The organism is Comamonas sp. CMM02, assembly GCF_014851485.1.
GTDB classification, from domain to species: domain Bacteria; phylum Pseudomonadota; class Gammaproteobacteria; order Burkholderiales; family Burkholderiaceae_C; genus Comamonas; species Comamonas avium.
In genome coordinates, this window is sequence record NZ_JACUZW010000001.1 from 631,005 (window position 1) to 655,084 (window position 24,080).

Genomic DNA, 24,080 nt, shown 5'->3' on the forward strand with positions numbered 1-24,080 from the left:
GAGGTTGAGCATGTCTTTATTCCAACAGGTCAGCAGTATTTTTCGTCGTAAATCCAAGGGTGAAGAGGACAGGCTGGCAGCGGTAGGCGCGGATGACTCCACGCAGCACATGCTGAGTGCGGACACGCTGCAGAGCGTTCAGGACACGAATTTGATGGATGAAATGACTCTGGAGCAGAGTGATATTCATCTGCCTTTGCTCGGTCCCGCACCTGCCACCACCCACCAGCGACGTTTGCTGACCATGGTGGCGCTGGGTATTGTGCTTTTGGCGCTGGTTGCCGGCTGGGTGCTGCAGCAGGCCGATCGCTCTGCCAAGCAACTGGCTGCAACAGGCCAGTCATTGATGCAGTCACAGCGTCTGGCGAAATCGGTGACCCAGGCCTTGCTTGGCAAAGAGCAGGCGTTTGTGGAGCTCAAGGACAGCGCAGCTGTTTTGGGGCGCAATGTGCGGGCTCTGGCTCAGGGGGATGCTGAGCTCGGTGTTCAAAGCGTGGATTCGTCGTTTGAAGCGGATCTGGGTTCTGTCAGCACCTTGGCACAGCGGGCCGAAAACAATGCCAAAGCGGTGCTGGCTCAAAAGGACGTCCTGATACAGGCAGGCGATGCTTTGCGCTCTATCAATCGCCAGTCTTCCAGTTTGCTGGAGCTGGCAGAAGCGGTAGCCAACAGCAAATTACAGATGGGTGCATCTCCTGCAGAGATCGCGGCATCGAGCCAGTTGCTGATGCTGACACAGCGTATTGGCAAGTCTGCCAACGAGTTTCAAACCATTGATGGTATTAGCCCTGAAGCGGTGTTTTTGCTGGGCCGTGACCTCAATTCTTTCAAGGAATTGGCAGAGGGACTCTTCAAGGGAAGTGCAGAACTGCGTTTGCCAGCTGCACGGGACCCACAGGTGCGCGAGCAACTGGCCGCGATGCTGGAAGAATATGAACAAACACGCGTTCAATCTACGGCAATTTTGGGTAATTTGCAGGGGCTGGTAGCCGCTCGTGAAGCACAAAATGCCATCATTACAGACAGTGAGCCACTGCGCCTGCAACTGGAGAACTTGCAAACCAAGCTGTCAGGCCAGGCTGGTATTTCTGCAGGGCAGATGGCCTTGCTGGTGCTGCTGGGATTGTTTGTGCTGGCTTGCGGTGTAGGCATTTCTCGGGTGCAACTGCTGGACAGCCGCCAGCGTCAAGAGCTTGCAGAGCAGCAGCAGCGCGATGCACGCCACCAGGAGCAAGAAGCCAAGCGTGTCAATGACGCCAACCAGGCGGCTATCTTGCGGCTGATGAACGAGTTGCAAAACGTGGCCGAGGGTGACTTGACCCAGGAGGCAACGGTGACGGAAGACATTACCGGGGCGATTGCTGACTCTGTGAACTACACGGTCGAAGAACTGCGATTGCTGGTAGGTAGTGTGCAGAACACCGCGACACGGGTGGCTAAAACCACTGCACAGGTAGACAGCACATCGTCTGAGCTGCTGGCCACTTCTGCAGAGCAGTTGCGTGAAATTCGTGAAACAGGTCAATCGATTCTCGACATGGCCTCACGTATTAATACGGTGTCAGGTCAGGCGCAAGAATCAGCCACCGTGGCGCGCCAGTCCCTGCAGGCGGCTGAGCAGGGCCAGCAAGCGGTGCAAAACACGATTGGGGGTATGAATGCCATTCGTGACCAGATTCAAGAAACCTCCAAACGTATCAAACGCCTGGGCGAGTCGTCCCAGGAAATTGGCGAAATCACAGAGCTGATCTCTGACATTACCGAGCAAACCAACGTGCTGGCGCTGAATGCTGCTATTCAAGCAGCCTCTGCAGGCGAGGCAGGTCGAGGCTTCTCGGTCGTTGCGGAAGAAGTTCAGCGTCTGGCGGAGCGCTCTGCTGATGCGACACGCCAGATTTCTGCGCTGGTTAAAACCATTCAGACAGATACACAGGATGCAGTGGCCGCGATGGAGCGCTCAACCCAGGGTGTGGTGGAGGGGGCCAAACTCTCTGACTCAGCGGGTACGGCGCTCAGTGAAATTGATCGGGTCTCACGCCGCTTGGCTGAGCTGATTGAACAAATTTCGTACATCACGCAAAGTGAAGCTGCGCTGGCCAACGATGTGGCGGGCAATATCCAGCACATTTTCGCTGTGACAGAGCAAACTGGTGACAGTACACGCACCACCGCAGAGCAGGTGCGTGACCTGGCACACATGGCCGAAGAGCTGCGGCAATCGGTATCTCGATTCAAAATCGACTGAGTCTCCCGTATATGGCGGCAATGACATTTTTCGCACGCAATCACGGCAGAGATAAGCCAAGGATGGATGATGTTACCCACTGAAGTCACTGCACCAACGGGAGGCAATGCCTCTCAAGGGGATCAAGATTTAGGCCCATTGGCATGGGTGCTTGATGAGCTGCGCAAGTCGCTGGATGGTGCGGTCAAAGCCACTCGCCGTTTTGTCAGAGAAGCCGAGGAGGTGCGAGATTCAGACTTGGCTGCTTTGGACGGAAGCCCGCTGCGCATGGCCAAGCAGCAGTTGCACCAAGCCTGTGGTGCCCTGGAGATGGTCGGGATGCCGCAGGTCGCTTTGCTGTTGCGGGCCATGGAAACCGCCGTGCAGCATTACGTACAAAACCCCCGTGATTGCACCGAGGCTGTTGCACTGACCTTGGAAAAATCCAGTTTTGCAGTGCTGGAGTTTTTAGAAACAGTGCTGGCAGGCAAGCGCATTTCTGCGGTGTCCTTATTTCCTCAGTATCGAGATATACAGGCCTTGTACGGTAACGAAGGCAAGGTGCACCCTGCAGATTTGTGGCCGATCGAGCGCAGGTTGCGCGACCCCGATTTGCCTTGCGACGTTCCAGCGCTGGGCTATGTGCCAGAGCAACGCAAGATATTAGACACAGCGGTGCTGCAAATTGTGAAGGGTCAGGACATTGCAGCAGCCAGCTCACGCGTGCGCGACGTTTGTCTGGGTTTTGCGCAAGCGCAGTCCGAAATGTCCATGCGCATTTTCTGGAAGGTGGCGGCGGCCTATTTCGATGCCATGGCCCACGGGCTGCTCAACGAAGATATTTACGCCAAACGCATGGCTTCTCGGGTACTGATGGTGTGTGCTGCCTTGGCCAAGGGCGAACCCGTTGCGCCTGAACGGCTGTTGCAGGACATGCTGTTTTTTTGTGCCCAGGCCGGGACCGGCGCAGAAGCCGCAAAAAACGCCACGATCTGGCAGGCTGTCTACGCCAGTTTTGGCTTGCAGCGGCATGCAGTCGTAGATTATGAGCGGGCGCATTTTGGTCGATTTGATCCTGCTGTACTGACGCAAGCGCGCAAGCGGATTGCGACGGCCACAGAAATCTGGTCGAGCCTGGCGGGGGGAGATGTCAGCAAGATCAAGCCGGCGGTGGATCAATTCACGCTGGTGTGTGACTCATTGGCCAAATTGCACCCTGAGAGCCATGTTCTGGCTAAAGCCTTGATGCAGGTCGTGCACAGCGTGGCAGCCAAAGGGCAGCCGCCCTCTGCAGAAGTAGCGATGGAAGTTGCAACTTCGGTGCTCTATTTGCAGGCCGCGTTTGCTTCTTTGGATATTGCAGACTCAGCGATGGCACTGCATGGCGAAACGTTGGCCAATCGCCTGACCTCTGTATTGGCAGGCCACGCTTCGCAGCCACTGGCACCGTGGATGGAGCAGCTGTACCGGCAAGTGAGCGATCAGCAAACCATGGGCAGTGTGCTTGGAGAGCTGCGCGCAACTCTGGCAGAAGCCGAGAAGCTGCTGGATCAGTATTTCCGCAACCCGGCAGACACTGCCGTGCTGTCACCCGTGGCGTCACATTTGTCGCAAATGCGGGGTGTGCTGTCTGTCTTGGGGCTGGAGCCTGCGTCGCAGGCCATGGTGCGCATGCGCCAGAACGTGGAGCGTTTGCAGTCAGAGGATGTGCCCGAGGCAGAGCAGCAGGTACTGTTTGAAAAAATGGGCAATAGCCTGGGTGCTCTCGGGTTTTTGATCGACATGCTCAGCTACCAGCGCAACATGGCGCGCAAGCTGTATGAGTTCGATGAAAACGAGGGTGAACTCAAACTGTTGATGGGGCGTGTGCGCGTGCGCTCCAGTGATGAGGGGCAGAAATCCGTCTCGGAGGTGGTGCAGGCACGCGTGGAGCAAATTGTGCAGCCTGTGGTGCTGTCTCAGGGTGAACCTGCACAAGCGGAGAAAACCGCTGAAAACATCGCGCAGCCGACCATGCTCGCGCAGTCTAAGGCAGGAGAGTCTGAGGGGGCGGTACTGCCTGCTCAGGCTGACGCAGCGATAGAGGCTGCAGCCGCTTTGCAGGTGGCAGACGAAGATACTGACAGCGAATTGCTTGGCATTTTCCTGGAAGAAGCCCGCGAGGTGGTGGACAGTGGTCGAGCTGCTTTGCAGGGGCTGGCTCAAGAGCCTGCCAACTTGAGTGAGCAAACGGTTTTGCGCCGTGCCTTTCACACCTTGAAGGGCAGTTCACGCATGGTCGGGTTGGATGACTTTGGCCAGGCTGGCTGGGCCATGGAGCAAATGCTCAATGCATGGCTGGCTGAGCAAAAAGCCATGCCGCAGCCTATGCAGCAACTGGCGTTGCAGGCGTTGAATGGATTTGAAACCTGGGTCAATGCCATTGAGAAGGATGGAGCCACGCAGTGGCAGTCAGCACCCTTCAGGGCCAGTGCAGATGCCATGCGGCTGGAGTCCCGCTTCATCACGCTGGATATGGCTGCCGTGCAAGGCGAGGCTGCAAGCGGTGTCGCTGAGCCAGTCGGCACGATTCAATCACAACAGCACTGCGCAGCAGATGATCTGTCTTTGACAGAGACGCTGACGCAAAGTATTTCTGAGCCGGTGCTTTTGCAGGAGATTGCCACTGCTGCCATCGATGAAGAAATTCCTTCGGCGACAGCGCTGGAGACTGCAGAGTTTGCGTTGTCACTGGATCATTTCGATGATGTGGGGGCTGCAGCGCCTGTGGTCACCGAGGCGCAAGAAATTAGCTTTGATGAGTTCGATGCTTTGCTGCAGGCTGCAGGCGATGGTGTTTCAGCCCCCATCCTGTCTCCTGCCGAAGATGAGCCAGCTGCAGCATTGGCGCCGCAGGCAGATGGCGTAGAAAAAATAGAACTGGCTCAAGCAGAAGCTCAAGCAGAAGCAGAAGCAGAAGCAGAAGCAGAAGCAGAAGCAGAAGCAGAAGCAGAAGCAGAAGCAGAAGCAGAAGCAGAAGCAGAAGCAGAAGCAGAAGCAGAAGCAGAAGCAGAAGCAGAAGCTCAAGCCGTGGCAGCAGATGTGCTTGCAAATGTTGAGCAAGCCGAACCAGTGGTCAGTGCCCAAGCGGTGTTCGATCATATGTCGCTTGAGGCTGAATCGTCTCCTGAGACAGTGCCTGAGCCAGTCACAGCGACCAAGCAAATTGGTGATCTGTCGATTGCGCTGCCTTTGTTCAATGTTTATCTGGGTGAGGCCGAGACATGGTCTTTCCGTTTGCTGGATGCACTGACTGCCTGGCAAGAGAACTTGGACGAACCACAGCCGAACATGGTGATTGCGTGGGCGCACTCTCTGGCAGGAAGCTCTGCAACGGTTGGGTTTTCTGCATTGTCGGGTCTGGCCCGGCAGCTGGAGCATGCGCTGCAGCACGTTCAGCCGCAGACGCATGGCGTGGCTGCACAGGTGCAGTGCTTTGTGCAGGCGGCAGAAGAAGTTCGCGGGCTGCTGCACCAATTTGCGGCTGGCTTTTTGCGCAGCGCCTCACCCGAGGTGCTGGCGCAGTTGCAGCAAATCTTGCAAGCACAGGTGCAACTGACTCCGCTGGCGTTGCCCAGCGCTGTTGCACAGACCGTGCAGGCGCCTGTGCTGCATGAAGATGGCGCACAGGCTCTTGCGCCGCGTGCAGAAGTGCCGAGTGGCGGTGCTGCGCCAACTGTGGCCGTGGGTTTGACGGCATCGCAAGACGACGATATTGACGCCGTTGATGTGATTGATTCCGACCTCTTTCCTATTTTCGAAGAAGAGGCCGTTGAGTTGCTGCCGACAATGGGTGGTGCCATGCGCGACTGGGCCGCGCACCCCACCAGACTGGAGGCGCGCAGTTCATTGCTGCGTGCCTTGCATACGCTTAAAGGCAGTGCGCGCCTGGCAGGGGCGATGCGCATGGGCGAGATGGCGCATCGGCTTGAGTCGGCCCTGGAGGCACTGGATGTGGACGCGGCCACGACAGAGCAGATTGAGCCATTGTTTGCGAGCCTGGATGCCATTGATGCCAATTTCAATGTGCTGCGTGCAATGGATGCGCAGGCACAAGCAGCACCTTGGCAGGTGCAGCCTGAGGTGCAAGCGCTGGAGCAGGCACCTGCGGCAGCGGCTGATGCAGCACTGCCGCCGGTAGTGGCAGATCTAGCGCAACCGGTTGAGACAGCGCCAAGTCTGGCGCCCAGCCCATTGCCAGTGGCTGCAGCGTGGACCAAACCCGCATTGGTGGCCGCGCGCCAGGGTACACAGCCCACGGTGCGGGTGCGTTCCAATTTGCTGGATCGGCTGATCAATGAGGCCGGTGAAGTGCTGATAGCTCGCTCGCGTCTGGATGAGCGTGTGGGCAGTATCAAGGCATCTCTGGGTGACTTGACCCACAACCTGGATCGTCTGCGCCAGCAACTGCGTGATATTGAGGTGCAGGCCGAATCGCAGATGCAGTCGCGCATGCAGCTGTCCAAGGAAGCCGGCGCTGATTTTGATCCGCTGGAGTTCGACCGCTTTACGCGCGTGCAGGAGCTGACGCGGATGATGGCCGAATCTGTCAATGACGTGGCCACGGTGCAGCGCACTTTGCTGCGGGATGTGACGGGTGCTGAAGACGATCTGATTGCTCAGGGCCGCCAGGCCCGTGAACTGCAGCGTGACTTGCTGCGCACGCGCATGGTGGAATTTGACTCCATCTCCGAGCGTCTGTACGCCGTGGTGCGTCTGACGTCCAAGGAAACGGGCAAGCAGGTCAAGCTGGGGCTGTCTGGCGGAACGATTGAGATGGACCGCGGTGTGCTCGATCGCATGGTGCCGGCGTTTGAGCATTTGCTGCGCAACTGCGTGGACCACGGTATTGAAATGCCAGAGCAGCGCAAGGCAGCAGGCAAGAGCGTAACGGGCACGATCAATGTACAGGTGGAGCAGTCAGGCAATGACGTTGCTGTGACTTTTCAGGACGATGGTGCTGGCCTGAATGTGGCTCGTATTCGAGACAAGGCGCTGGGGCTGGGGCTGATTGCCGCAGATGAACCCATGGACGCAGCCCGCGCTGCGCAGCTGGTACTGATGCCGGGCTTTACCACGGCAGAACAACTGACAGGGGTGTCGGGGCGCGGCATCGGCATGGATGTGGTGCGCACAGAGGTGCAGGCGCTGGGTGGCCGGATTGAAACGCGCAGTGAGGAAGGTCAGGGCTCTTCATTTCGCTTGGTGCTGCCTTTGACGACTGCTGTGACGCAAGTGGTCATGCTGCGCGCAGGGGAGTTCTCGGTGGGCGTGCCGGCCAGCTTGGTTGAAATGGTGCGCCGTGTCAGCCTGGGTGATTTGGAGGCGGCCTATCGCAGTGGCGAGCTGCTCGATGGCGATGCACGCATTCCATTCTTCTGGGCAGGTGCGGTCTGGAGCCAGTCACCGCGCAGTCTGGACGTTGCGGCTGGCAAGACGCGGCCTGTGATCATTTTCCGCAGTGCAGCACAGCGTATTGCGCTGCACGTGGATGAAGTGCTGGGCAACCAGGAAGTGGTGGTGAAAAATTTGGGCCCGCAAATGTCGCGTCTGCCGGGGTTGACGGGCATGTCTGTGCTGGCATCGGGCGCGGTGGTGCTGATTTACAACCCGGTAGCGTTGACCGCGGTGTATGGCGAGCAGATTCACCAACTGGGTCAAGGTTTGCCAGCGCTGCTAGATGCACAGACCGCCAAGCAGCTGCAGGGTGAAGCTGTGCCGCCGGGCACGGTGGCGGGTCTGGCGTCTTCCAGCCAGGTGCCTTTGGTGATGGTGGTGGATGACTCCATCACCGTGCGCCGGGTCTCTCAGCGCTTGCTGCAGCGCGAGGGATACCGGGTGGTGACGGCCGCCGATGGTCTGCAGGCGCTGGAGAAGCTGCAAGACGAAGTGCCTTGTGTGGTGTTGTCAGACATTGAAATGCCGCGCATGGATGGCTTTGACTTGCTGCGCAATATCCGCGCACAAGAGCGGTTGCAGCAGCTGCCCATCATCATGATCACTTCACGCACTGCACAAAAGCACCGTGATCACGCCATGCAGCTGGGGGCCAACCACTATCTGGGCAAACCGTACTCCGACGAAGAGCTGATGGGTCTGGTGCACCATTACGCGGCGGGTCAAGGGTTGCCCGTGGCACATGCTGCGGCCACCATGGAGACCGCCAGTACCAGCTGACGACAGAGGTTGTATTGAAAAAGAGAGCTGTCAGCGCATGTGTTTATTGAGTTTGCAATGCAAAGTACATTGAAAACTAATGATTACAAGCGTTGATAGCTCTCTTTTTGTTGATTTGTGCCGTATGTGTGCAGGACCCAAGGGCTTAGCTCACAGCGTGATTGCTGGAGCGGTTCACCGTTAAAATGCACAGTTATGCCCGCTGATTCTGTGTCCATCAACCTGACGCACCATTTTCTGATCGCCATGCCCGGTCTGGAAGATGAGTCCTTTTCCCGCAGCGTGGTGTATTTGTGTGAGCACAACGAGCGCGGAGCGCTTGGTCTGATCATCAACAAGACCTCCACGCTGACTCTGCAAGCGCTGCTGCACAAAATCGATCTGCCTCTGGGTCGCCAGGATTTGCAAGATGATCTGGTCTTGCGCGGTGGCCCCGTACAAACCGACCGAGGCTTTGTGCTGCACGACCCCATCATCATTGAAGGCGCCAAGGACGACGAGTCGGCCTACGCCTCCACCATGACTATTCCTGGCGGGCTGGAAATGACCACATCCAAAGATGTGCTCGAGGCCATTGCCCATGGAGCTGGCCCACGCCGTGTGCTGGTGACGCTGGGCTATGCCTCGTGGGGCGAGGGGCAGCTGGAGTCAGAGCTGGGCGAAAACACCTGGCTGACGGTGGATGCAGATCCGCAAGTCATCTTTGAGACCCCGGTTGAAGAGCGTTACAACAAGGCCATGGGCCTGCTGGGGCTGCAGCCCTGGATGCTGTCTCCCGACGCAGGACGCGCATGAATACCAGTACCTCTGACACACGGCCCAGCAACGCTGCTGCACAGGCCGTGGACATGCCTGCGCAATGTCCTGCGCACATTCAGCAGTTTCTGGCTTTTGACTTTGGCACCAAGCGCACGGGCGCTGCCTCCGGCAACCGCGTGTTTGGCGCGGCCAGTCCGCTGCCCACCATCAAGGCCGAAGGCGCCGATGCACGCTTTGCCGCGATCGAAAAACTGATCAAGGAGTGGCAGCCACAAGCGCTGGTCATTGGCGTGCCGTACCACCCCGATGGCAATCCGCACGAAAACACGGTCAAGGCGCTGAAGTTTGGCCGTCAGCTGCGCGGTCGCTTCAACCTGCCTGTTTATGAAGTTGATGAACGCTACAGCACCACCGAAGCCTTGGCCGGCGGTGCCAAAGATGCCGATGCTGCATCGGCCTGCATCATCTTGGAGCAATTTTTGAGGAGCATTGCATGAGTCTTTCCGCTGGTTCTTTGGTGCTGGATGCCGAGGCCCTGTACCGTGAGTTGCTGCGCGGCGTGCGCAGCCTGATGGGCCCGAACACGCAACTGGTGGGCATTGCCTCCGGCGGGGCGTGGCTGGCGGAACGTTTGCACAAAGACTTGGGGCTGCAGGGCAGTGCTGGTGTGCTGTCGTCTGCGCTGCACCGCGATGATTTTGCGCAGCGAGGCATGTCGCAAAGCGTGCAAACTCAGATCGATTTTGATGTTAACGATGCCGACATTCTGGTGATGGACGATGTGCTCTACACCGGGCGCACCGTACGCGCCATCCTGAACGAGTTGTATGACTACGGCCGCCCTGCCTGTGTGCGGCTGGCCGTGCTGGTGGACCGTGGTGGCCGTGAGCTGCCTGTGGCCGCCGAATTTGCCGCCGCCCGTGTGGCGCTGCCTGCCAGCCAGTCGCTGGCGCTGGCACGCAGTGACGACGGCACCTTCCACTTCGAAGTCAAAGAGGTTTAAACGTGCTGTACAAGCGCAACCCCCAACTGAACAAGAACGGCGAGCTGATTCACCTGCTCTCCACTGAAGGTCTGACCAAAGACATTCTCACGCAGATTCTGGATACGGCCAGCAACTTCGTCAGCGTCAACGACCGCGAAGTCAAAAAAGTACCGCTGCTGCGTGGCAAGAGCGTGTTTAACCTGTTCTTTGAAAACAGCACGCGCACACGCACCACGTTTGAAATTGCGGCCAAGCGTCTGTCGGCCGATGTGTTCAATCTGGACATCGCGCGCAGCTCGGCCAGCAAGGGCGAGACGCTGCTGGACACCATTGACAATCTCTCGGCCATGGCTGCTGATGTGTTTGTGGTGCGCCACAGCGAATCGGGTGCGCCTTACCTGATTGCCCAGCATGTGGCCCCGCATGTGCACGTGGTCAACGCCGGTGATGGCCGTCATGCCCACCCGACGCAGGGCTTGCTGGACATGTACACCATCCGTCACTACAAGAAGGATTTCTCCAACTTGCGCGTGGCGATTGTGGGTGACGTGCTGCACTCGCGCGTGGCGCGCTCCGATATCCATGCGCTGACCACGCTGGGCGCTGCCGAAGTGCGCGTGGTAGGCCCACGTACGCTGGTGCCCGCCGACATGGCCAGCATGGGCGTGCGCGTCTTTCACAATCTGGAAGAAGGCATCAAGGACTGCGACGTCATCATCACGCTGCGCCTGCAAAACGAACGCATGAGCGGTGCGCTGCTGCCCTCCAGCCAAGAGTATTTCAAGAGCTTTGGCCTGACGGAAAAGCGCCTGGAGCTGGCCAAGCCTGACGCCATCGTCATGCACCCGGGCCCAATCAATCGTGGCGTGGAGATTGACTCCGCCGTGGTGGATGGACCGCAGGCCGTGATCCTCTCACAGGTGACGTTTGGTATTGCTGTGCGCATGGCTGTGATGTCGATCGTTGCAGGCAACGAAGCCTGACATGTCAAGCCATCCTCCTGAGGCGCTGCGCGCTCTCGAGCTGCTCTTGCTGCAGGCAGCGGCAAGGGCAGTGACACCATCGCGTCCAGGGGGTGTGAAAGTGAAAAATATGTTTATCGCTGTTAGCGCTTGGTACATAAGGGCTGGCAGCCAATTTGGTGTGAATCCATGAAAATCTTGATTCAAAACGGTCGCGTGATGGATCCCGCCCGCGGGTTGGACCAAATCTGTGATGTCGCCGTAGCGGCTGGCCGTGTGGTGTCGATTGGCCAGGCACCTGCTGGCTTTGAGGCGGACCGCGTGGTGGACGCTTCGGGCCTGTGGGTTCTGCCCGGTCTGGTGGATCTGGCTGTGCGCTTGCGCGAGCCTGGCCACGAGCATGAAGGCATGCTGCAGTCTGAAATGGCGGCCAGCGTGGCCGGCGGGGTGACCAGCCTGGTGTGTCTGCCGGATACCGAGCCTGTGCTCGATGAGCAGGGCCTGGTTGAAATGCTCAAGCTGCGCGCTGAGAATTTGCACCAGTCGCGCTTGTTCCCCATGGGTGCGCTGACCAAGGGCTTGCAAGGTGAAGTGCTCACCGAGATGGCCGAGTTGACGGAATCGGGTTGCGTGGCGTTTGGTCAGGCCGATGTGCCCTTGCCCAGCATCACTACGCTCAGCCGTGCCATGAGCTATGCCAACACCTTTGGGTATGCCGTATGGCTGCGCCCGCAGGACAAAGATCTGGGCAAGGGTGTTGCCGCCAGCGGCGCGCTGGCCACGCGCATGGGTTTGTCGGGCGTGCCAGTGGCTGCCGAGACCATTGCGCTGCACACGATTTTTGAACTGATCCGTGGCTCCCAAACCCGCGTACACCTGTGCCGCATCTCCAGCGCTGCTGGCGTGGAGCTGGTGCGCAAGGCCAAGGCCGAAGGTTTGAACATCACGGCGGATGTCTCCATCAATTCGCTGCATCTGACCGAAAACGATATTGGCTACTTTGACAGCAGCGCACGTTTGATACCGCCTTTGCGCCAGCAGCGTGACCGCGATGCATTGTCTGGCGCCTTGGCCGATGGCACCATCGATGCGCTGGTGTCTGACCATTGCCCGGTAGATGACGATGCCAAGGTGCTGCCTTTTGCCGAAGCAGAAGCGGGAGCTACCGGTGTCGAGCTGCTTTTGTCGCTGGCCGTGAAATGGTCGCAAGACGGCGCAATCCCTCTGGCGCGCGCTTTGGAGGTGGTCACCGCTGCCCCGGCACGCGTGCTGGGTGGTGCTCTGGGCACTTTGCAAGCCAGTTTGGGGCAACTGGTGGAAGGTGGTGTGGCTGACTTGTGCGTGGTCAACCCGAAAGCTGCGTGGACCGTGGCAGCGCCAGAACTGGTCAGTCAGGGCAAGTGCACACCGTTTAACGGTTACGAGATGCCCGCACGTGTGCAGCTGACGCTGGTGAACGGCCATGTGGCTTTTGAGCGCGGGTGATGTGCCAGAAGCTGGTGAAGACCGCGTCGATCAACAACCACTGAAGGAATAGGCTGGATGGCTGGAACTTGGCGTGCAACGCGGCGACTGGTGCGGATGCTGTGGCATATCGTGCAAGGCATACGCCTCGTGCGCAACGGTTTCAACCATCTGGATGCCCATGCGCAGCAGCGCCTGGTGGAGCACTGGGCCCAGGGGTTTCTTCGCAAAGCAGGCATTGCATTGCAGGTTGAAGGCCTGCCAATTGCGACCAGCCCTGTGCTCTGGGTGGCCAATCACCAGTCCTGGCTGGACATTCCTACGTTGCACGCTGCGCGTTACTGCCGTTTTGTCTCGAAGGCCGAGATTGCCCAGTGGCCTTTGGTGGGCCATTTGGCACGTGCGGTAGGAACCTTGTTTATCCAGCGTGGTTCACGCCGCGAGACCCAGCGCATTGTGCAAACCATGACAGAGGCCTTGCAGCAGGGCGACAGTCTGGCCGTTTTTCCAGAAGGCACCGTGGGCAATGGCCGTGACTTGCTGCCGTTTTACGGAAACACGCTGCAAGCGGCCATTGATGCCGATGTACCCATTCAACCTGTCGGCATGACGTTTGTGGATGCCCGCACGGGGCAAGCTTCTTACGCGCCTTGTGAGGCATGGCAGGATGAACCGATAGTGCGCAGCCTGTGGCGCACACTCAAGACAGACCATCTGGTGGCTGTGGTGCGCTATGGCACGCCAGAAAAAGCCAGTGGACGTGACCGCCGTGCATGGGCCGGTGATTTGCGTACATGTGTAGAGGCGCTGCGCCAGCCTGCCACTGAGTCTGTCGAGCCAGTGGCCAAGCTGCGCTGACCACAGCACGACAACCTTCGGTGGGCTGGGGTAAGGTGGCAGCATATTCACTACATTGCCTGCAGCAGCGACGGCGCTTGAGTGGCGGCAGGCAATCCAGAGAGGGCAAACCATGACTTCTGACACCATCCATGTGGATGTGGCCGTGATTGGCGCAGGCACAGCAGGAATGCATGCATTCAGCACGGCTCACCGCGCTGGGGCTGACACCGTACTGATTGACCAGGGGCCACTGGGTACGTCCTGTGCCCGTGTGGGGTGCATGCCCTCCAAGGCCGCGCTGTATGCGGGCAAGCGCTGGAGCACCTTGCAAAGTCTGCTGCCGCAAGGTGCATCAGCGCAACTGCCTGCAGGCCACACCACCCCCCAGCAGCTGTGGCAGCAAGCCTTGGCCGTGCGCGACGAACTGGTGGATGGCAATGTGCGCAATGTGCACCAGCTGGCCGGCGAGCGTTTGCTGCAGGCATCGGCCCGCTTTGTCGCACCTGACACGCTGGCATTGAGTGATGGGCGCAAGGTACAGGCACGGGCCTTTGTGGTGGCCACTGGCTCGCAAGCAGTCAGGCCCGCAGGTCTGCAGGCTGAGCTGGGCCAGGCTTTGATTACTACCGATGAGCTTTTTTATCTTCCGCAATTGCCACGCAGCGTTGCCGTAATGGGGCTGGGTGCGATTGGTTTAGAGATGGGGCTGGCCTTGTCACGCCTGGGCGTGCAGGTGGCAGCAGCGGGGCGCTCGCCCGTTCTGGCCAAAATTGCAGACCCCGAGGTGGCGCAGGCAGCCACCGACTATTTCTCGCAACAACTGCCTCTGGCATTGAGCGAGGCGCAGATTACGGTGCACCGCGACGGCGACGGCGTACTGATGCAGGCGGGGCCTTTGCGCCACCGCGCACAGTACCTGCTGGCGGCACTGGGCCGCAAGCCACGCTGGCAGGGGCTGGATATTGCCCAAGCAGGGGTGCAGCTGGATGACAAAGGTCGTCCGCACATGGAGGCCGACAGCTTGCGCTGTGCAGGTAGTCAGGTGTTTGTTGCGGGAGATGTTTCAGCGCACCGTGCCCTCATGCATGAGGCTGGGCATGAAGGCACGCTGGCAGCACAGCAAGCGCTGCGCGCCTTGGGTGATGGGGACTGGAAAAATCTACCTGAGCGTCATCGTACGGTGCCGATGTCGATTGTGTTCAGCGACCCCGACATTGCTGAAGTGGGCACGCGTTTTGATCAACTGCCAGAAGATGTGGTGATAGGTACGGTGCGTGGCCCGGGCAGTGGCCGCTCCAAACTCATGCAAGCGCCGCACCATATCTTGCGCTTGTATGCGCAGCGCAGCTCAGGGCGTTTGCTGGGTGCAAGCTTGATGTGCGCCGGCGGTGAGCACCTGGCCCACCAGCTGGCATGGGCGGTACAGCGCGAAGAAACGGTCAACACCATGCTGGAGCTGCCGTACTACCACCCGAGCATGGAAGAGATGATTGATACCGCCTTGCGCGAGATGCGCCGCAGCTTGCGCAAGGCGTGACTGCGCAGGCTGTTTTGACAGTCTTGCGGGCACATGATTTGTGGCTTTAAAAAACAGGATGCAGCGTATGCGCAAGTTTTGGATTCCTCTGGCGGCAGTGCTGGGTATGACCGGTGTTGGCATGGCCGCCTATGCCTCGCACGGGCTGGGCTTTATTGCCGACCCGGTGCTGCGCGAAGCTACGCGCAGCACGCTGCACATGGCGGTGCAGCAGCAGCTGTTTCATGCACTGGCGTTGCTGGGGGTGGGAGTTTTAAGCATCCAGGGTCTGGGCAATCGCTGGCTTTGCGCTGCAGGCGGTTTGTTTGCATTGGGTGTGTTGCTGTTCAGCGGCCTGATTTATCTGCGCACTTTCACCGGCATAGAAGCTTTTCGTCCCTTGGTGCCTTGGGGCGGAACCAGTCTGATGCTGGCCTGGCTGGCTTTGGGCGTGGGTGGCTTTAAAGCGGCGCGCAAGGCCTAAACTTGCGCCCATGAGCGATATCACCATTTTTCACAACAACCGCTGCAGCAATTCGCGCGGTGCCCTGGACATTCTGCGCGAGCGCGGGTTCGAACCCAATATCGTGGACTACATCGCCACGCCGCTGACGGCGGTAGAACTGGCGGAACTGGTCGCGCATGTCGGCGTGCCGGTGCGGCAGCTGCTGCGCACCAAAGAAGCGGCGTACAAGGAGCTGGGTCTGGACAATCCGGCGGTGAGCGACGCCCACATCATCATGGCGCTGGCGCAGCACCCCGCATTGCTCAACCGCCCGATTGTGGTCACCCCCAAAGGGGCTGCGCTGTGCCGCCCGCCCGAGAAAGTGCTGGAGCTGCTTTAAGGTTTTGCCGCGCCTGCGCCACAGGCAACAAGCCATGCACCAGCCTTAGCAGCCGGAGCGAAATTGCCAGTCGCGGGTGTTCTGGCGGTCTTCGCGCAGGCGCTCCATCAGTTTGACCGAGCCACCGCGGCGTGCCAGCTCATCAATCTTTTTGATGCGCTGCTTGGCCGCTTCACATTTGGCGGTATTGGGTCGCCCTTGGCGTTGCGGTGGCGGCGCTGCCTGTGCCTTGTCCAGCTCACGCTCTGCGCGCTGCCACTCCCGGGTTTCTTTGTCTTCCTGGCGATAGTTCTTCTGGTGTGAGCTTGCGGGCAGCATGCCGCTTGCGGCGTTGCCTGTGGTGCTGGGGTACATATTGACCGCAGGCTCGACTTCTACGGCCTGACCACCCGTACAGGGTGCACTGCTGTAGCTATTGCCACAGCGGTATGCCTGCGCCTGGCTGGCAAGTGGGTACAGGGACAAAGCAAGCCACCAAGCAAGCCACAAAACCGTGCTTTGCCAAGTCAGAGGTGTAGGGCGGGTGTGCATGGCTGCATGTTAAGCACGGTGCTCTTTGCATTCAAGCGCGCCCATCCAGAAGCAGGCATCCAGCAATCAACGCTAGAGGTCCTCCAAAAAATTCAAAAAAATCAGGGCTTGTCTTTGGGCTTGATAGATTGCTGCAAACGCTGGGTGACTGATGTGGTGGAGTCACGCACTTGCGCGGCAGCCTGACTCAGGCTCTGGGTCGTAGCGTGCACTGCCGACTGTGTGGCCGAACCGACAGAGCGGCCAGCCTGCATGACGCTGTCTGCAGCTGCCTGTGCGGTGTGCACCACGCTGGATTTGATACGCCCATAAACGGCCTGCGTGATTTGTGTGCCGCAGTCCTTGACGATGCTGCCCAGCATCTGTGCGGCGCGGCGGGTGGCTCCTTGTTTGACAGCCTGGCGCTCTGGCGCTTGCTGAGGGGCGCAGTAAGCATCGGCAATCAAGCCTACGCGCAATGTCAAAAACGCATTGGCAGCACCGCTGGCCAGACTGTTGGTGAGCAAGTTGCCCATGCCACCCAGCCCGGGAATGCTGCCCACGGCCGCAGGTGTAGCCGATTGCACGATGGGCGCGGTCAGCTCTGCAAAATCGACGTCGTCCAGACTGCTGGCAATCAGCACGCAAGCGCCGACGTTGCTGTACAGATAGCTCATTTGTTGAAGGGATGGGCGCAGACCGTAGATGCGAGCAATGCGCCATACCAGCTGAATCTGGCTGACCAGGACGACCAAGCCATCGAGCTTTCCGTTTTGCAGCAAAGCGGTGCTGGCCAGCACACTGGCTGCCGTGCGGCGGGTTTCGACTTCCGCCGCATCACGCAAGCGGGCAAGGGCGTGCATGACTTCTTCATCGCTGTTCAGCGGCTGGCCCGCCAGATGGCTGCTGCGTGCCAGATGTGCCCGCAGGCGCTGTTGGTACTCTGTGGTGGCCGCCTCATCACCTTCTGCGGGAAAGCGCAGAGCGGCGGGCAGACGCAGCAGCCACAGCGTAGGCACCAGCACGGTAGCGGTCAGCAGGCCGAGCAGACTCCAGAAGACGGGCTGACCCGCGCCGGCATGCAAGCGGTCTGCGGCATCGGCCAGCTGGCTGACCATGGCCACGGCAAACACAGCACTCCACGCCACAAAACCGGTAGCGCAGATCCAGAGCAGGCGTGAAGTGAAGCGTGTCATGGTGTCAGTTCTCTCAATCAAAACGGCATCCAGTGTGCCTGAGTGCCGTTGGCGCTGCTGACTCCGCCTTCGATACGTCGCTGTTTCATCGGGTCGTATCGCTGGTGCTATCTGGCGCTTCATTCACGCCTTATCTTCATTGAAAACCTGTATTGGGCTGGGTGCAGCTAGCGGCTCTTCGCGCGTGGTGCGGCCGGTGTGAAACATTCAGGCGCTGTGCAGCAAACCCTGCTTTTCGATGAAAGCAATCACCGTATCCAGCCCTTCCAGTGTTTTGAGGTTGGTCATCACAAACGGCTTCATGCCTTTGCGCGTATTGCGCATGCGCTCGGTATCGCTGCGCATGACGTCCAGATTGGCGCCCACATGTGGAGCCAGATCGGTTTTGTTGATGACAAACAGATCACTTTTAGTGATGCCGGGGCCGCCCTTGCGCGGAATTTTTTCACCCGCTGCCACGTCGATGACGTAAATCGTCAGGTCTGACAGTTCGGGGCTGAAGGTGGCTGCCAGGTTGTCGCCGCCAGATTCGATAAAGATGATGTCTGCATCCGGGAACTGGCCCAGCATGCGGTTGATCGCTTCGAGGTTGATAGAGGCGTCTTCACGAATGGCCGTGTGCGGGCAGCCTCCGGTTTCAACGCCCATGATGCGCTCGGCGGGCAGCGCGCCGCTGATGGTCAGCAGGCGCTGGTCTTCCTTGGTGTAGATGTCGTTGGTGATGGCGATCAGGTCCCACTTGTCGCGCATGGCCTTGCACAGCATTTCAAGAATGGTGGTTTTTCCGGAGCCAACGGGCCCACCAATACCGACGCGCAGAGGTGGCAGCTTCTTGGTACGCAGGGGAATGTGGTGCAGTGCAGAAGTCATGGCGGTTCAGGTCATCAGAAATGGGGGAAATAAAAAATCAGGCCGGGTGGTGGTCTGGGTGATGGGGGCGTGACAGCGTCTGGGCAGGCATGGCGTAGCTTTTTTAGCTGCGAAACAGCCGGGAGTACTGGTGCTCGTGCCGCGCAGAGAGGATGGCCAGCATGGGTGAGAAAGCCTGGCGCTGCCCATCAGGCAACGCCAAGGCGTGCTCGACAGCGGCAGGAATGTCTGCGGTCAGCCGCGCCAGAATGCGCTGGCCAGCGTTTTGCCCCAGGGGCACAGATTTGATGGCTGCCTGCACCATGTTCTCGGCCCAGCCAAAGGTGTAGGCCAGCAGTGCATTGCGTGCTGTTGCACCCGTCAGCGTGGCGGCCAGCGCAAATGCCATGGGGTAGCTGGCATCCTGGGCAGCCAGCCAGCTCGTTTGCTGCATGGCTGCAGCGTCATCGGCATAGCGGTTCTTGAGCCATTCGATCAGAGAGCGGCCCATTTGCTCTGTCTGCAATCGCAGCTCACTGCTTTCGCGTGTGGTCAGCACCCATGCATTGAGTGCTGCAAGGCGCGATGTGTCACGGCTGGCCCATGCGGGCATGGCTTGCGCAATGGCCGCCATATCTGCGCGCGACTGGCTCAGGTGCAATTGCGCAACCAGCCAGCTGCAAGCTTCTGATTCCGTGGCTACCAGTGCTGCATTGACTGCAGATTCAAGAGCTTCAGAGTAGGAAAAACCACCAATGGGCAGTGCTGGCGAGGCCAGCCACATCAACTGCAAAAAGCAATCCGGGGTGAGGGGCGGTGCAGGTGTGTTCATGCACTTATTCCCCGCGCAGCGTGAGGAGCTTCAAACCCACAATACCCATGAGGATCAAGCCAAAGCAGGCCATGCGTGCAACGCTGCGGTCTTCTCCCAGAGCCAGCATGCCGTAAACGGCCGTGCCAACGGCACCGATGCCTACCCATACGGCATAGGCCGTACCTACGGGAATGGTGCGCGTGGCCAGCGAGAGCAAATACATGCTGGACGCAATGAAGGCCCCGCAAAACAGGCTGGGCCACAGCCGGGTGAAACCTTCAGTGCGTGGCATGGCGGCTGCGTAAAAGATTTCGCACAGACCGGCTGCAATCAAAAAGACCCAGCTCATCCGCCACCGCCTTTGCTGTGTACATGCGTGCCATGGGCATGGCATGCCTGCTCGTGCGGGTGCTCACAGGTGCTGTGATCGTGGGAATGTGCATGCCCGTGATCGTGGTCGTGGTCGTGGTCGTGGTGATGATCTTGTGCGTGGCTGTGCCCATGTCCATGGTGGCTGTGGCCATCATGGGTCACATGGCCGCCGTAGGCACCGCCTTCAGGCTCAAAAGGCATATCAGCCTGTACCACGGTCATGTGCATGCTGCGCAGCATGTCGGCCAGCACATGGTCGGGCTCAATCTTCAGGTGATCGGGCTGCAGCTCAATCGGCACATGGCGGTTGCCCAAGTGGTAGGCGGCGCGCACCAGATCAAAAGGGCTGCCGTGCACAGCGCAGGCCGTGATGTGCAGCACTTTCTGCGGCGCTGCAATCACACGCACCATGGAGCCATCCTCGGCCACCAGCACATCACCACCACGCACGGCCTGGCCACGGGGCAGAAAAACAGCCAGCTCACGGCCCTGGCTGTCCGTGGCTGCAAAGCGTGATTTCTGGCGGACATCCCAGTCGAGTTCCACGGTGGCTGCACGTTTGAGTAGTACGCTGGCCAGGCCATGGCCCTGGGCAAGGAGTTTGTTTGCGGTCAACATTGGTTTCTGACTTTTCAAAGAAGTGCGACAAGCTGGCGTGCTTTATGCATTCGACAGCACTTTGTTTCAATCGATAGCATGACAAACATGTCAACCCCTACTGCGCTTTCTCTTCAGAAAAAATCCGACTGGCAGCCTTGTGGCGTGGACCATGTGGCCGTGTACGGCACGCTGCGCGCCGGTGGTGTCAATGAAATAGCACGCCTGCGCCCCGGCATCATCAGCACAGGCCGTACCACCTTGACGGGTACGCTGCATGATCTGGGCTGGTACCCGGGTCTGATTTTTCAAGGCACACAGCAGGTGCTGGCCGAGGTGTATCCGCTGGATCACGCGCTGGAGCAAGTGCTGGACGGGTACGAAGGCATCTGGCCGCAAAACACGGGCGAATACACCAAACGTATCGTCACGCTGCCCGTGGCCTTGACCAGTGGCAGCACGAAGATGATGGCGTTGCTGGTCTATGAAGCCTTGCCCGGCACGGTGCAGCAGGCACCGGTGATTGCAGCCAGCGACTGGCTGGCCTGGTACCAGAGCAAAGGTGTGCCACCGGGGTCTGCAGCAACCTGAAGACCGGCTGGGTGCGGCCCTGGCATGTGAGCGTGGAAGGTTAAATAACACGGCTCATAAAGCAGCTGTGGGGGTCTGGCTGGTAGCTGCCAAAAGGCGCGCAGGGCACAAAGCCATTGCGGGCATACAGGCGGCGTGCAGGCACAAAGAAGTCCTGGCTTCCCGTCTCCAGACTGATTCGCTGTGCGCCACTTAGCTGTGCCTGCGTCAGAACAAAATCCAGCAATTGCTGCGCGGCACCGGTGCCGCGGTGCTTGGCGTCGATACGCATGGTCTTGAGTTCAAGGTGTGCGCTGTCAATGGTCTTGAGTGCGCAGCTACCCACCAGCGCATCCTGCGCCCATGCCGTCCAAAAGCGTATGCCAGGCAGGCGCAATTGCGCTGTATCCAGCGCATGCACGCTTTCTGGGGGCGATACGCGGTGCATATCTTCCAGGTGTGCACGCAAAAAGGCCACGACGCGAGGGTCGCGCGCTGCATCCAGTTCAAATCGAAAAGCGGTCATGGCATGGCTCAAAACAAGAAGTAGCGCTGCGCCATGGGCAGGCTGGTGGCAGGCTCGCACGTCAGCAGCTGTCCGTCAGCGCGCACAGCGTAGGTTTGCGCATCCACCTCCATGCGGGGGGCCAGATCGTTGTGGATCATGTGCTGCTTTTGTACGCCGCGTATGCCTTTGACGGCAGACAGCGTCTTGAGCAGGCCAAACCGCTCTGCAATGCCTGCGGCCAGACCAGCTTGTGACACAAAGGTCAGCGAGGTTCTGGTCAACGCACCGCCAAAACTGCCGAACATGGGGCGGTAATGCACAGGCTGTGGCGTGGGGATGGAGGCATTGGGGTCGCCCATGGCGGCCATGGCAATGAAGCCGCCCTTCATGATGACGGCAGGCTTGACGCCAAAGAACGCGGGCTTCCAGATCACGATGTCGGCCCACTTGCCCACCTCAATGCTGCCCACCTCGTGGCTGATACCGTGGGCAATGGCCGGGTTGATGGTGTATTTGGCGATGTAGCGCTTGACGCGGAAGTTGTCATTGCGTGCGCCGTCACCGCTCAATGCACCGCGCTGCTGCTTCATTTTGTGCGCGGTCTGCCAGGTGCGCAAAATCACTTCACCCACGCGGCCCATGGCCTGACTGTCAGAGCTGAACATGCTGATGGCACCGATGTCGTGCAGGATGTCTTCGGCTGCAATGGTTTCCTTGCGGATACGGCTTTCGGCAAAGGCCAGATCTTCGGCAATGCCAGCGTCCAGATGGTGGCAGACCATGAGCATGTCCACATGCTCGTCCAGCGTGTTGATGGTGTAGGGCCGAGTGGGGTTGGTGGATGAGGGCAGTACGTTGGCCTCGCCCACCACTTTCAGAATGTCGGGCGCATGGCCGCCGCCCGCGCCTTCGGTGTGAAAGGTGTGAATGGTGCGGCCCTTGAAGGCGGCCACCGTGTCTTCCACAAAGCCGCTTTCATTGAGTGTGTCGGTGTGGATGGCCACCTGGGTGTCGGTCTCTTCGGCCACCGTCAGGCAGTTGTCGATGGCCGCTGGCGTGCTGCCCCAGTCTTCGTGCAGTTTCAGGCCTATGGCCCCCGCGCTGATTTGCTCGTGCAGGCCTTGCGGCAGGCTGGCATTGCCCTTGCCCAGAAAGCCCAGATTCATCGGGAAGGCATCGGCCGCCTGCAGCATGCGCTCCATGTTCCACGGACCGGGCGTGCAGGTGGTGGCAAAGGTGCCGGTGGCGGGGCCGGTGCCACCGCCAATCATGGTGGTCACGCCACTGGTCAGAGCCTCTTCAATCTGTTGCGGCGCAATGAAATGGATGTGGGTGTCAATACCGCCTGCGGTGACGATGCTGCCCTCGCAGGAGATGATTTCTGTGCCCGGGCCAATGATGATGTCCACCCCCGGCTGGGTGTCCGGATTGCCGGCCTTGCCGATGGCAGCAATGCGCCCGCCTTTCAATCCAATGTCGGCCTTGACGATGCCCCAGTGGTCGACGATGAGGGCATTGGTGAGCACGGTGTCCATGGCCCCTTGGGCGCGTGAAAACTGGCTTTGCGCCATGCCGTCACGGATGGTTTTGCCGCCACCAAATTTCACTTCCTCACCATAGCCGCCAGCGGCCAGTGTGAAGTCTTTTTCAACCTCAACGATCAGCTCGGTATCGGCCAGCCGCACACGGTCGCCCACGGTGGGGCCAAAGGTTTCGGCGTAGGCGCGCTTGTCCATCGTGGCCATATCAAAGTGCTCCTTGAATCAGGCCTCGAAAGCCGTAAATCTGGCGGTCACCGGCTACATCGACCAGCTCTACCGTGCGCTGCTGGCCTGGCTCAAAGCGCACAGCCATGCCACTGACAATGTTCAGACGTTTGCCGTGCGCAGCCTGCCGGTCAAACTCCAGCCCGGCATTGGTCTCTGCAAAGTGGTAGTGAGAGCCGACCTGAATGGGCCGGTCGCTGGCATTTTTGATCAGCAGCGTCGTAACCGGGCGGCCGGGGTTGAGGACATGTGCGCCTGCATCCACCAAAATTTCACCGGGAATCATGCTTTTATCCTTGGCGCAATGCCGCGCAGTGCATGGCACGGCTTATCAATAACTGGCGCTGCATCAGCGCGGAGATGGCCCACACCACCACCGTCGCCTGCCTTGCGGCAGCGCTGTACGGCGGGGCAGTGTGGCGTTTCATTTAAGCCAGGCGGGTCAGCATGAAGGCCCCCAGTGCTGCAGTCAGCCCGCCAGCCAGCTTGGCAATCACCTGGTGGCGCTGCATGACTGCGTGGCCCAGCACGATGCCCGAGAGGTGCAGCAAGGCAGAGCCAGCGGCCATGCCCGCAATGGCACCAAGTGCGGCCAGCGCACTGTCTTGGGCCAGCTCGTAGCCGTGGGCGGCACCGTGAAAGAAGGCAAATACACCGGCCAGTGCGGCCGCTGCGCCCCAGGCCATTTTCTTTTGCACCATCACCAGCAGGCCCAGCACCAGCACCGATGCGGCGATCATGGGTTCGACCGCCGGGATATGCAGCCCCGCAAAACCGGCCAGACAGCCAGCAATGAGCAGCGCAACAAAGGCCGCTGGCGCGCGCCATGCGCTGGCCATGGTCAATGCACTCCACGCGCCCACAGCGAGCATGGCCGCCAGGTGGTCTGCACCGCCAAAGGGGTGGGCAAAGGCATGGCTCAGGCTGTCCAGAAAGTTGTGGTGGCCACCGCCGTCGGTGCTGATGTGAGCCATCGCAGACAGGGGCAGGAAAGAGGCAGCCGTGATGGCGGTGGTGATCAGATATTTGGTGTTCATAGCTGTTAGCGCAGGTGAAGTAAGGGCCGGGTGCCTGAAAGGCTTGAAAT

At 59.6% G+C, this 24,080-nt stretch carries 23 protein-coding genes; 12 read left to right on the forward strand and 11 right to left on the reverse strand.

Annotation, left to right across the window (positions count from 1 at the left end):
• Window positions 1-10 precede the first annotated feature (10 nt).
• The 11 genes from IB213_RS02855 (at window position 11) to arsC (ending at window position 15,811) form a co-directional block, all read left to right on the forward strand.
• Window positions 11-2,245 carry a methyl-accepting chemotaxis protein gene (locus IB213_RS02855; protein ID WP_192405332.1) on the forward strand — a complete coding sequence of 745 codons (2,235 nt, stop codon included), beginning with the start codon at window positions 11-13 and terminating at the stop codon, window positions 2,243-2,245.
• 69 nt (window positions 2,246-2,314) lie between these two features.
• Entirely contained in the window at window positions 2,315-8,440 is a 6,126-nt protein-coding gene (locus tag IB213_RS02860) for an Hpt domain-containing protein (protein ID WP_192405622.1), read from the forward strand.
• Window positions 8,441-8,635: 195 nt separating this feature from the next.
• Complete coding sequence (locus IB213_RS02865) at window positions 8,636-9,235, forward strand: YqgE/AlgH family protein (RefSeq protein ID WP_191723362.1); 600 nt, start codon at window positions 8,636-8,638, stop codon at window positions 9,233-9,235.
• Between the two features lie 53 nt (window positions 9,236-9,288).
• Window positions 9,289-9,696 (forward strand): Holliday junction resolvase RuvX, encoded by a 408-nt coding sequence (ruvX, locus tag IB213_RS02870; protein ID WP_225560974.1) that lies wholly within the window; start codon window positions 9,289-9,291, stop codon window positions 9,694-9,696.
• Window positions 9,693-10,202, forward strand: a complete 510-nt coding sequence (pyrR, locus tag IB213_RS02875) for a bifunctional pyr operon transcriptional regulator/uracil phosphoribosyltransferase PyrR (protein WP_191723364.1) — start codon at window positions 9,693-9,695, stop codon at window positions 10,200-10,202. Before ruvX ends, pyrR begins: the two co-directional genes overlap by 4 nt.
• Before the next feature lie 2 nt (window positions 10,203-10,204).
• Window positions 10,205-11,167 (forward strand): aspartate carbamoyltransferase catalytic subunit, encoded by a 963-nt coding sequence (locus IB213_RS02880; protein WP_191723365.1) that lies wholly within the window; start codon window positions 10,205-10,207, stop codon window positions 11,165-11,167.
• Window positions 11,168-11,335: 168 nt separating this feature from the next.
• Window positions 11,336-12,631 (forward strand): dihydroorotase, encoded by a 1,296-nt coding sequence (locus tag IB213_RS02885; protein WP_191723366.1) that lies wholly within the window; start codon window positions 11,336-11,338, stop codon window positions 12,629-12,631.
• Between the two features lie 57 nt (window positions 12,632-12,688).
• Window positions 12,689-13,468: a 1-acyl-sn-glycerol-3-phosphate acyltransferase gene (locus IB213_RS02890; RefSeq protein ID WP_192405334.1), complete on the forward strand. Its 780-nt coding sequence runs from the start codon at window positions 12,689-12,691 to the stop codon at window positions 13,466-13,468.
• 112 nt (window positions 13,469-13,580) lie between these two features.
• Window positions 13,581-14,987, forward strand: coding sequence for a dihydrolipoyl dehydrogenase (locus IB213_RS02895; protein WP_192405335.1), 1,407 nt, complete (start codon window positions 13,581-13,583; stop codon window positions 14,985-14,987).
• 67 nt (window positions 14,988-15,054) lie between these two features.
• Window positions 15,055-15,450: a DUF423 domain-containing protein gene (locus tag IB213_RS02900; protein ID WP_191723369.1), complete on the forward strand. Its 396-nt coding sequence runs from the start codon at window positions 15,055-15,057 to the stop codon at window positions 15,448-15,450.
• Window positions 15,451-15,460: 10 nt separating this feature from the next.
• On the forward strand, window positions 15,461-15,811 hold the full coding sequence (gene arsC, locus IB213_RS02905; protein WP_192405336.1) for an arsenate reductase (glutaredoxin): 351 nt from the start codon (window positions 15,461-15,463) through the stop codon (window positions 15,809-15,811).
• Window positions 15,812-15,856: 45 nt separating this feature from the next.
• On the opposite strand, the gene IB213_RS02910 is transcribed toward arsC, so the two are convergent.
• From IB213_RS02910 to ureE, 6 genes are all read right to left on the reverse strand, one after another.
• The gene (locus IB213_RS02910) at window positions 15,857-16,276 is read right to left on the reverse strand and encodes a hypothetical protein (RefSeq protein ID WP_192405337.1); all 420 of its coding nucleotides are present in this window, start codon (window positions 16,274-16,276) and stop codon (window positions 15,857-15,859) included.
• Window positions 16,277-16,443: 167 nt separating this feature from the next.
• Entirely contained in the window at window positions 16,444-17,517 is a 1,074-nt protein-coding gene (locus tag IB213_RS02915) for a DUF697 domain-containing protein (protein ID WP_192405338.1), read from the reverse strand.
• A 207-nt stretch (window positions 17,518-17,724) separates the two neighbouring features.
• Complete coding sequence (ureG, locus tag IB213_RS02920; RefSeq protein WP_192405339.1) at window positions 17,725-18,387, reverse strand: urease accessory protein UreG; 663 nt, start codon at window positions 18,385-18,387, stop codon at window positions 17,725-17,727.
• A 103-nt stretch (window positions 18,388-18,490) separates the two neighbouring features.
• A complete protein-coding gene (locus IB213_RS02925) occupies window positions 18,491-19,198 on the reverse strand; it encodes an urease accessory protein UreF (RefSeq protein ID WP_192405340.1) in 708 nt (235 codons plus the stop codon).
• 4 nt (window positions 19,199-19,202) lie between these two features.
• Window positions 19,203-19,529, reverse strand: coding sequence for a multidrug efflux SMR transporter (locus IB213_RS02930; RefSeq protein WP_192405341.1), 327 nt, complete (start codon window positions 19,527-19,529; stop codon window positions 19,203-19,205).
• Window positions 19,526-20,170, reverse strand: a complete 645-nt coding sequence (ureE, locus tag IB213_RS02935; protein WP_192405342.1) for an urease accessory protein UreE — start codon at window positions 20,168-20,170, stop codon at window positions 19,526-19,528. Before ureE ends, IB213_RS02930 begins: the two co-directional genes overlap by 4 nt.
• 87 nt (window positions 20,171-20,257) lie before the next feature.
• Here ureE and IB213_RS02940 point away from each other — a divergent pair, with 87 nt between their 5' ends.
• Window positions 20,258-20,740 carry a gamma-glutamylcyclotransferase gene (locus tag IB213_RS02940; protein ID WP_192405343.1) on the forward strand — a complete coding sequence of 161 codons (483 nt, stop codon included), beginning with the start codon at window positions 20,258-20,260 and terminating at the stop codon, window positions 20,738-20,740.
• Window positions 20,741-20,780: 40 nt separating this feature from the next.
• Here the strand turns inward: IB213_RS02940 and IB213_RS02945 are convergent, their stop codons facing one another.
• The 5 genes from IB213_RS02945 to IB213_RS02965 are packed head-to-tail and all read right to left on the reverse strand — an operon-like array spanning window position 20,781 to window position 24,030.
• A complete protein-coding gene (locus IB213_RS02945; RefSeq protein ID WP_192405344.1) occupies window positions 20,781-21,245 on the reverse strand; it encodes a GNAT family N-acetyltransferase in 465 nt (154 codons plus the stop codon).
• Between the two features lie 8 nt (window positions 21,246-21,253).
• Window positions 21,254-22,972: an urease subunit alpha gene (gene ureC / locus IB213_RS02950; RefSeq protein ID WP_192405345.1), complete on the reverse strand. Its 1,719-nt coding sequence runs from the start codon at window positions 22,970-22,972 to the stop codon at window positions 21,254-21,256.
• Window position 22,973: 1 nt separating this feature from the next.
• Window positions 22,974-23,279, reverse strand: a complete 306-nt coding sequence (locus IB213_RS02955; RefSeq protein WP_192405346.1) for an urease subunit beta — start codon at window positions 23,277-23,279, stop codon at window positions 22,974-22,976.
• 4 nt (window positions 23,280-23,283) lie between these two features.
• Window positions 23,284-23,421, reverse strand: coding sequence for a hypothetical protein (locus IB213_RS02960; RefSeq protein WP_191723381.1), 138 nt, complete (start codon window positions 23,419-23,421; stop codon window positions 23,284-23,286).
• Window positions 23,422-24,030 carry a HupE/UreJ family protein gene (locus IB213_RS02965; protein WP_191723382.1) on the reverse strand — a complete coding sequence of 203 codons (609 nt, stop codon included), beginning with the start codon at window positions 24,028-24,030 and terminating at the stop codon, window positions 23,422-23,424.
• Between the last annotated feature and the right edge of the window lie 50 nt (window positions 24,031-24,080).

Coding starts and splice junctions, on each gene's coding strand:
- IB213_RS02855 (WP_192405332.1), top strand. CDS start 11: ATGTCTTTATTCCAACAGGTCAGCAGTATTTTTCGTCGTAAATCCAAG.
- IB213_RS02860 (WP_192405622.1), top strand. CDS start 2,315: ATGTTACCCACTGAAGTCACTGCACCAACGGGAGGCAATGCCTCTCAA.
- IB213_RS02865 (WP_191723362.1), top strand. CDS start 8,636: ATGCCCGCTGATTCTGTGTCCATCAACCTGACGCACCATTTTCTGATC.
- ruvX (WP_225560974.1), top strand. CDS start 9,289: ATGCCTGCGCAATGTCCTGCGCACATTCAGCAGTTTCTGGCTTTTGAC.
- pyrR (WP_191723364.1), top strand. CDS start 9,693: ATGAGTCTTTCCGCTGGTTCTTTGGTGCTGGATGCCGAGGCCCTGTAC.
- IB213_RS02885 (WP_191723366.1), top strand. CDS start 11,336: ATGAAAATCTTGATTCAAAACGGTCGCGTGATGGATCCCGCCCGCGGG.
- IB213_RS02890 (WP_192405334.1), top strand. CDS start 12,689: ATGGCTGGAACTTGGCGTGCAACGCGGCGACTGGTGCGGATGCTGTGG.
- IB213_RS02895 (WP_192405335.1), top strand. CDS start 13,581: ATGACTTCTGACACCATCCATGTGGATGTGGCCGTGATTGGCGCAGGC.
- IB213_RS02900 (WP_191723369.1), top strand. CDS start 15,055: ATGCGCAAGTTTTGGATTCCTCTGGCGGCAGTGCTGGGTATGACCGGT.
- arsC (WP_192405336.1), top strand. CDS start 15,461: ATGAGCGATATCACCATTTTTCACAACAACCGCTGCAGCAATTCGCGC.
- IB213_RS02915 (WP_192405338.1), bottom strand. CDS start 17,517: ATGACACGCTTCACTTCACGCCTGCTCTGGATCTGCGCTACCGGTTTT.
- ureG (WP_192405339.1), bottom strand. CDS start 18,387: ATGACTTCTGCACTGCACCACATTCCCCTGCGTACCAAGAAGCTGCCA.
- IB213_RS02925 (WP_192405340.1), bottom strand. CDS start 19,198: ATGAACACACCTGCACCGCCCCTCACCCCGGATTGCTTTTTGCAGTTG.
- IB213_RS02930 (WP_192405341.1), bottom strand. CDS start 19,529: ATGAGCTGGGTCTTTTTGATTGCAGCCGGTCTGTGCGAAATCTTTTAC.
- ureE (WP_192405342.1), bottom strand. CDS start 20,170: ATGTTGACCGCAAACAAACTCCTTGCCCAGGGCCATGGCCTGGCCAGC.
- IB213_RS02940 (WP_192405343.1), top strand. CDS start 20,258: ATGTCAACCCCTACTGCGCTTTCTCTTCAGAAAAAATCCGACTGGCAG.
- IB213_RS02945 (WP_192405344.1), bottom strand. CDS start 21,245: ATGACCGCTTTTCGATTTGAACTGGATGCAGCGCGCGACCCTCGCGTC.
- ureC (WP_192405345.1), bottom strand. CDS start 22,972: ATGGCCACGATGGACAAGCGCGCCTACGCCGAAACCTTTGGCCCCACC.
- IB213_RS02955 (WP_192405346.1), bottom strand. CDS start 23,279: ATGATTCCCGGTGAAATTTTGGTGGATGCAGGCGCACATGTCCTCAAC.
- IB213_RS02960 (WP_191723381.1), bottom strand. CDS start 23,421: ATGAAACGCCACACTGCCCCGCCGTACAGCGCTGCCGCAAGGCAGGCG.
- IB213_RS02965 (WP_191723382.1), bottom strand. CDS start 24,030: ATGAACACCAAATATCTGATCACCACCGCCATCACGGCTGCCTCTTTC.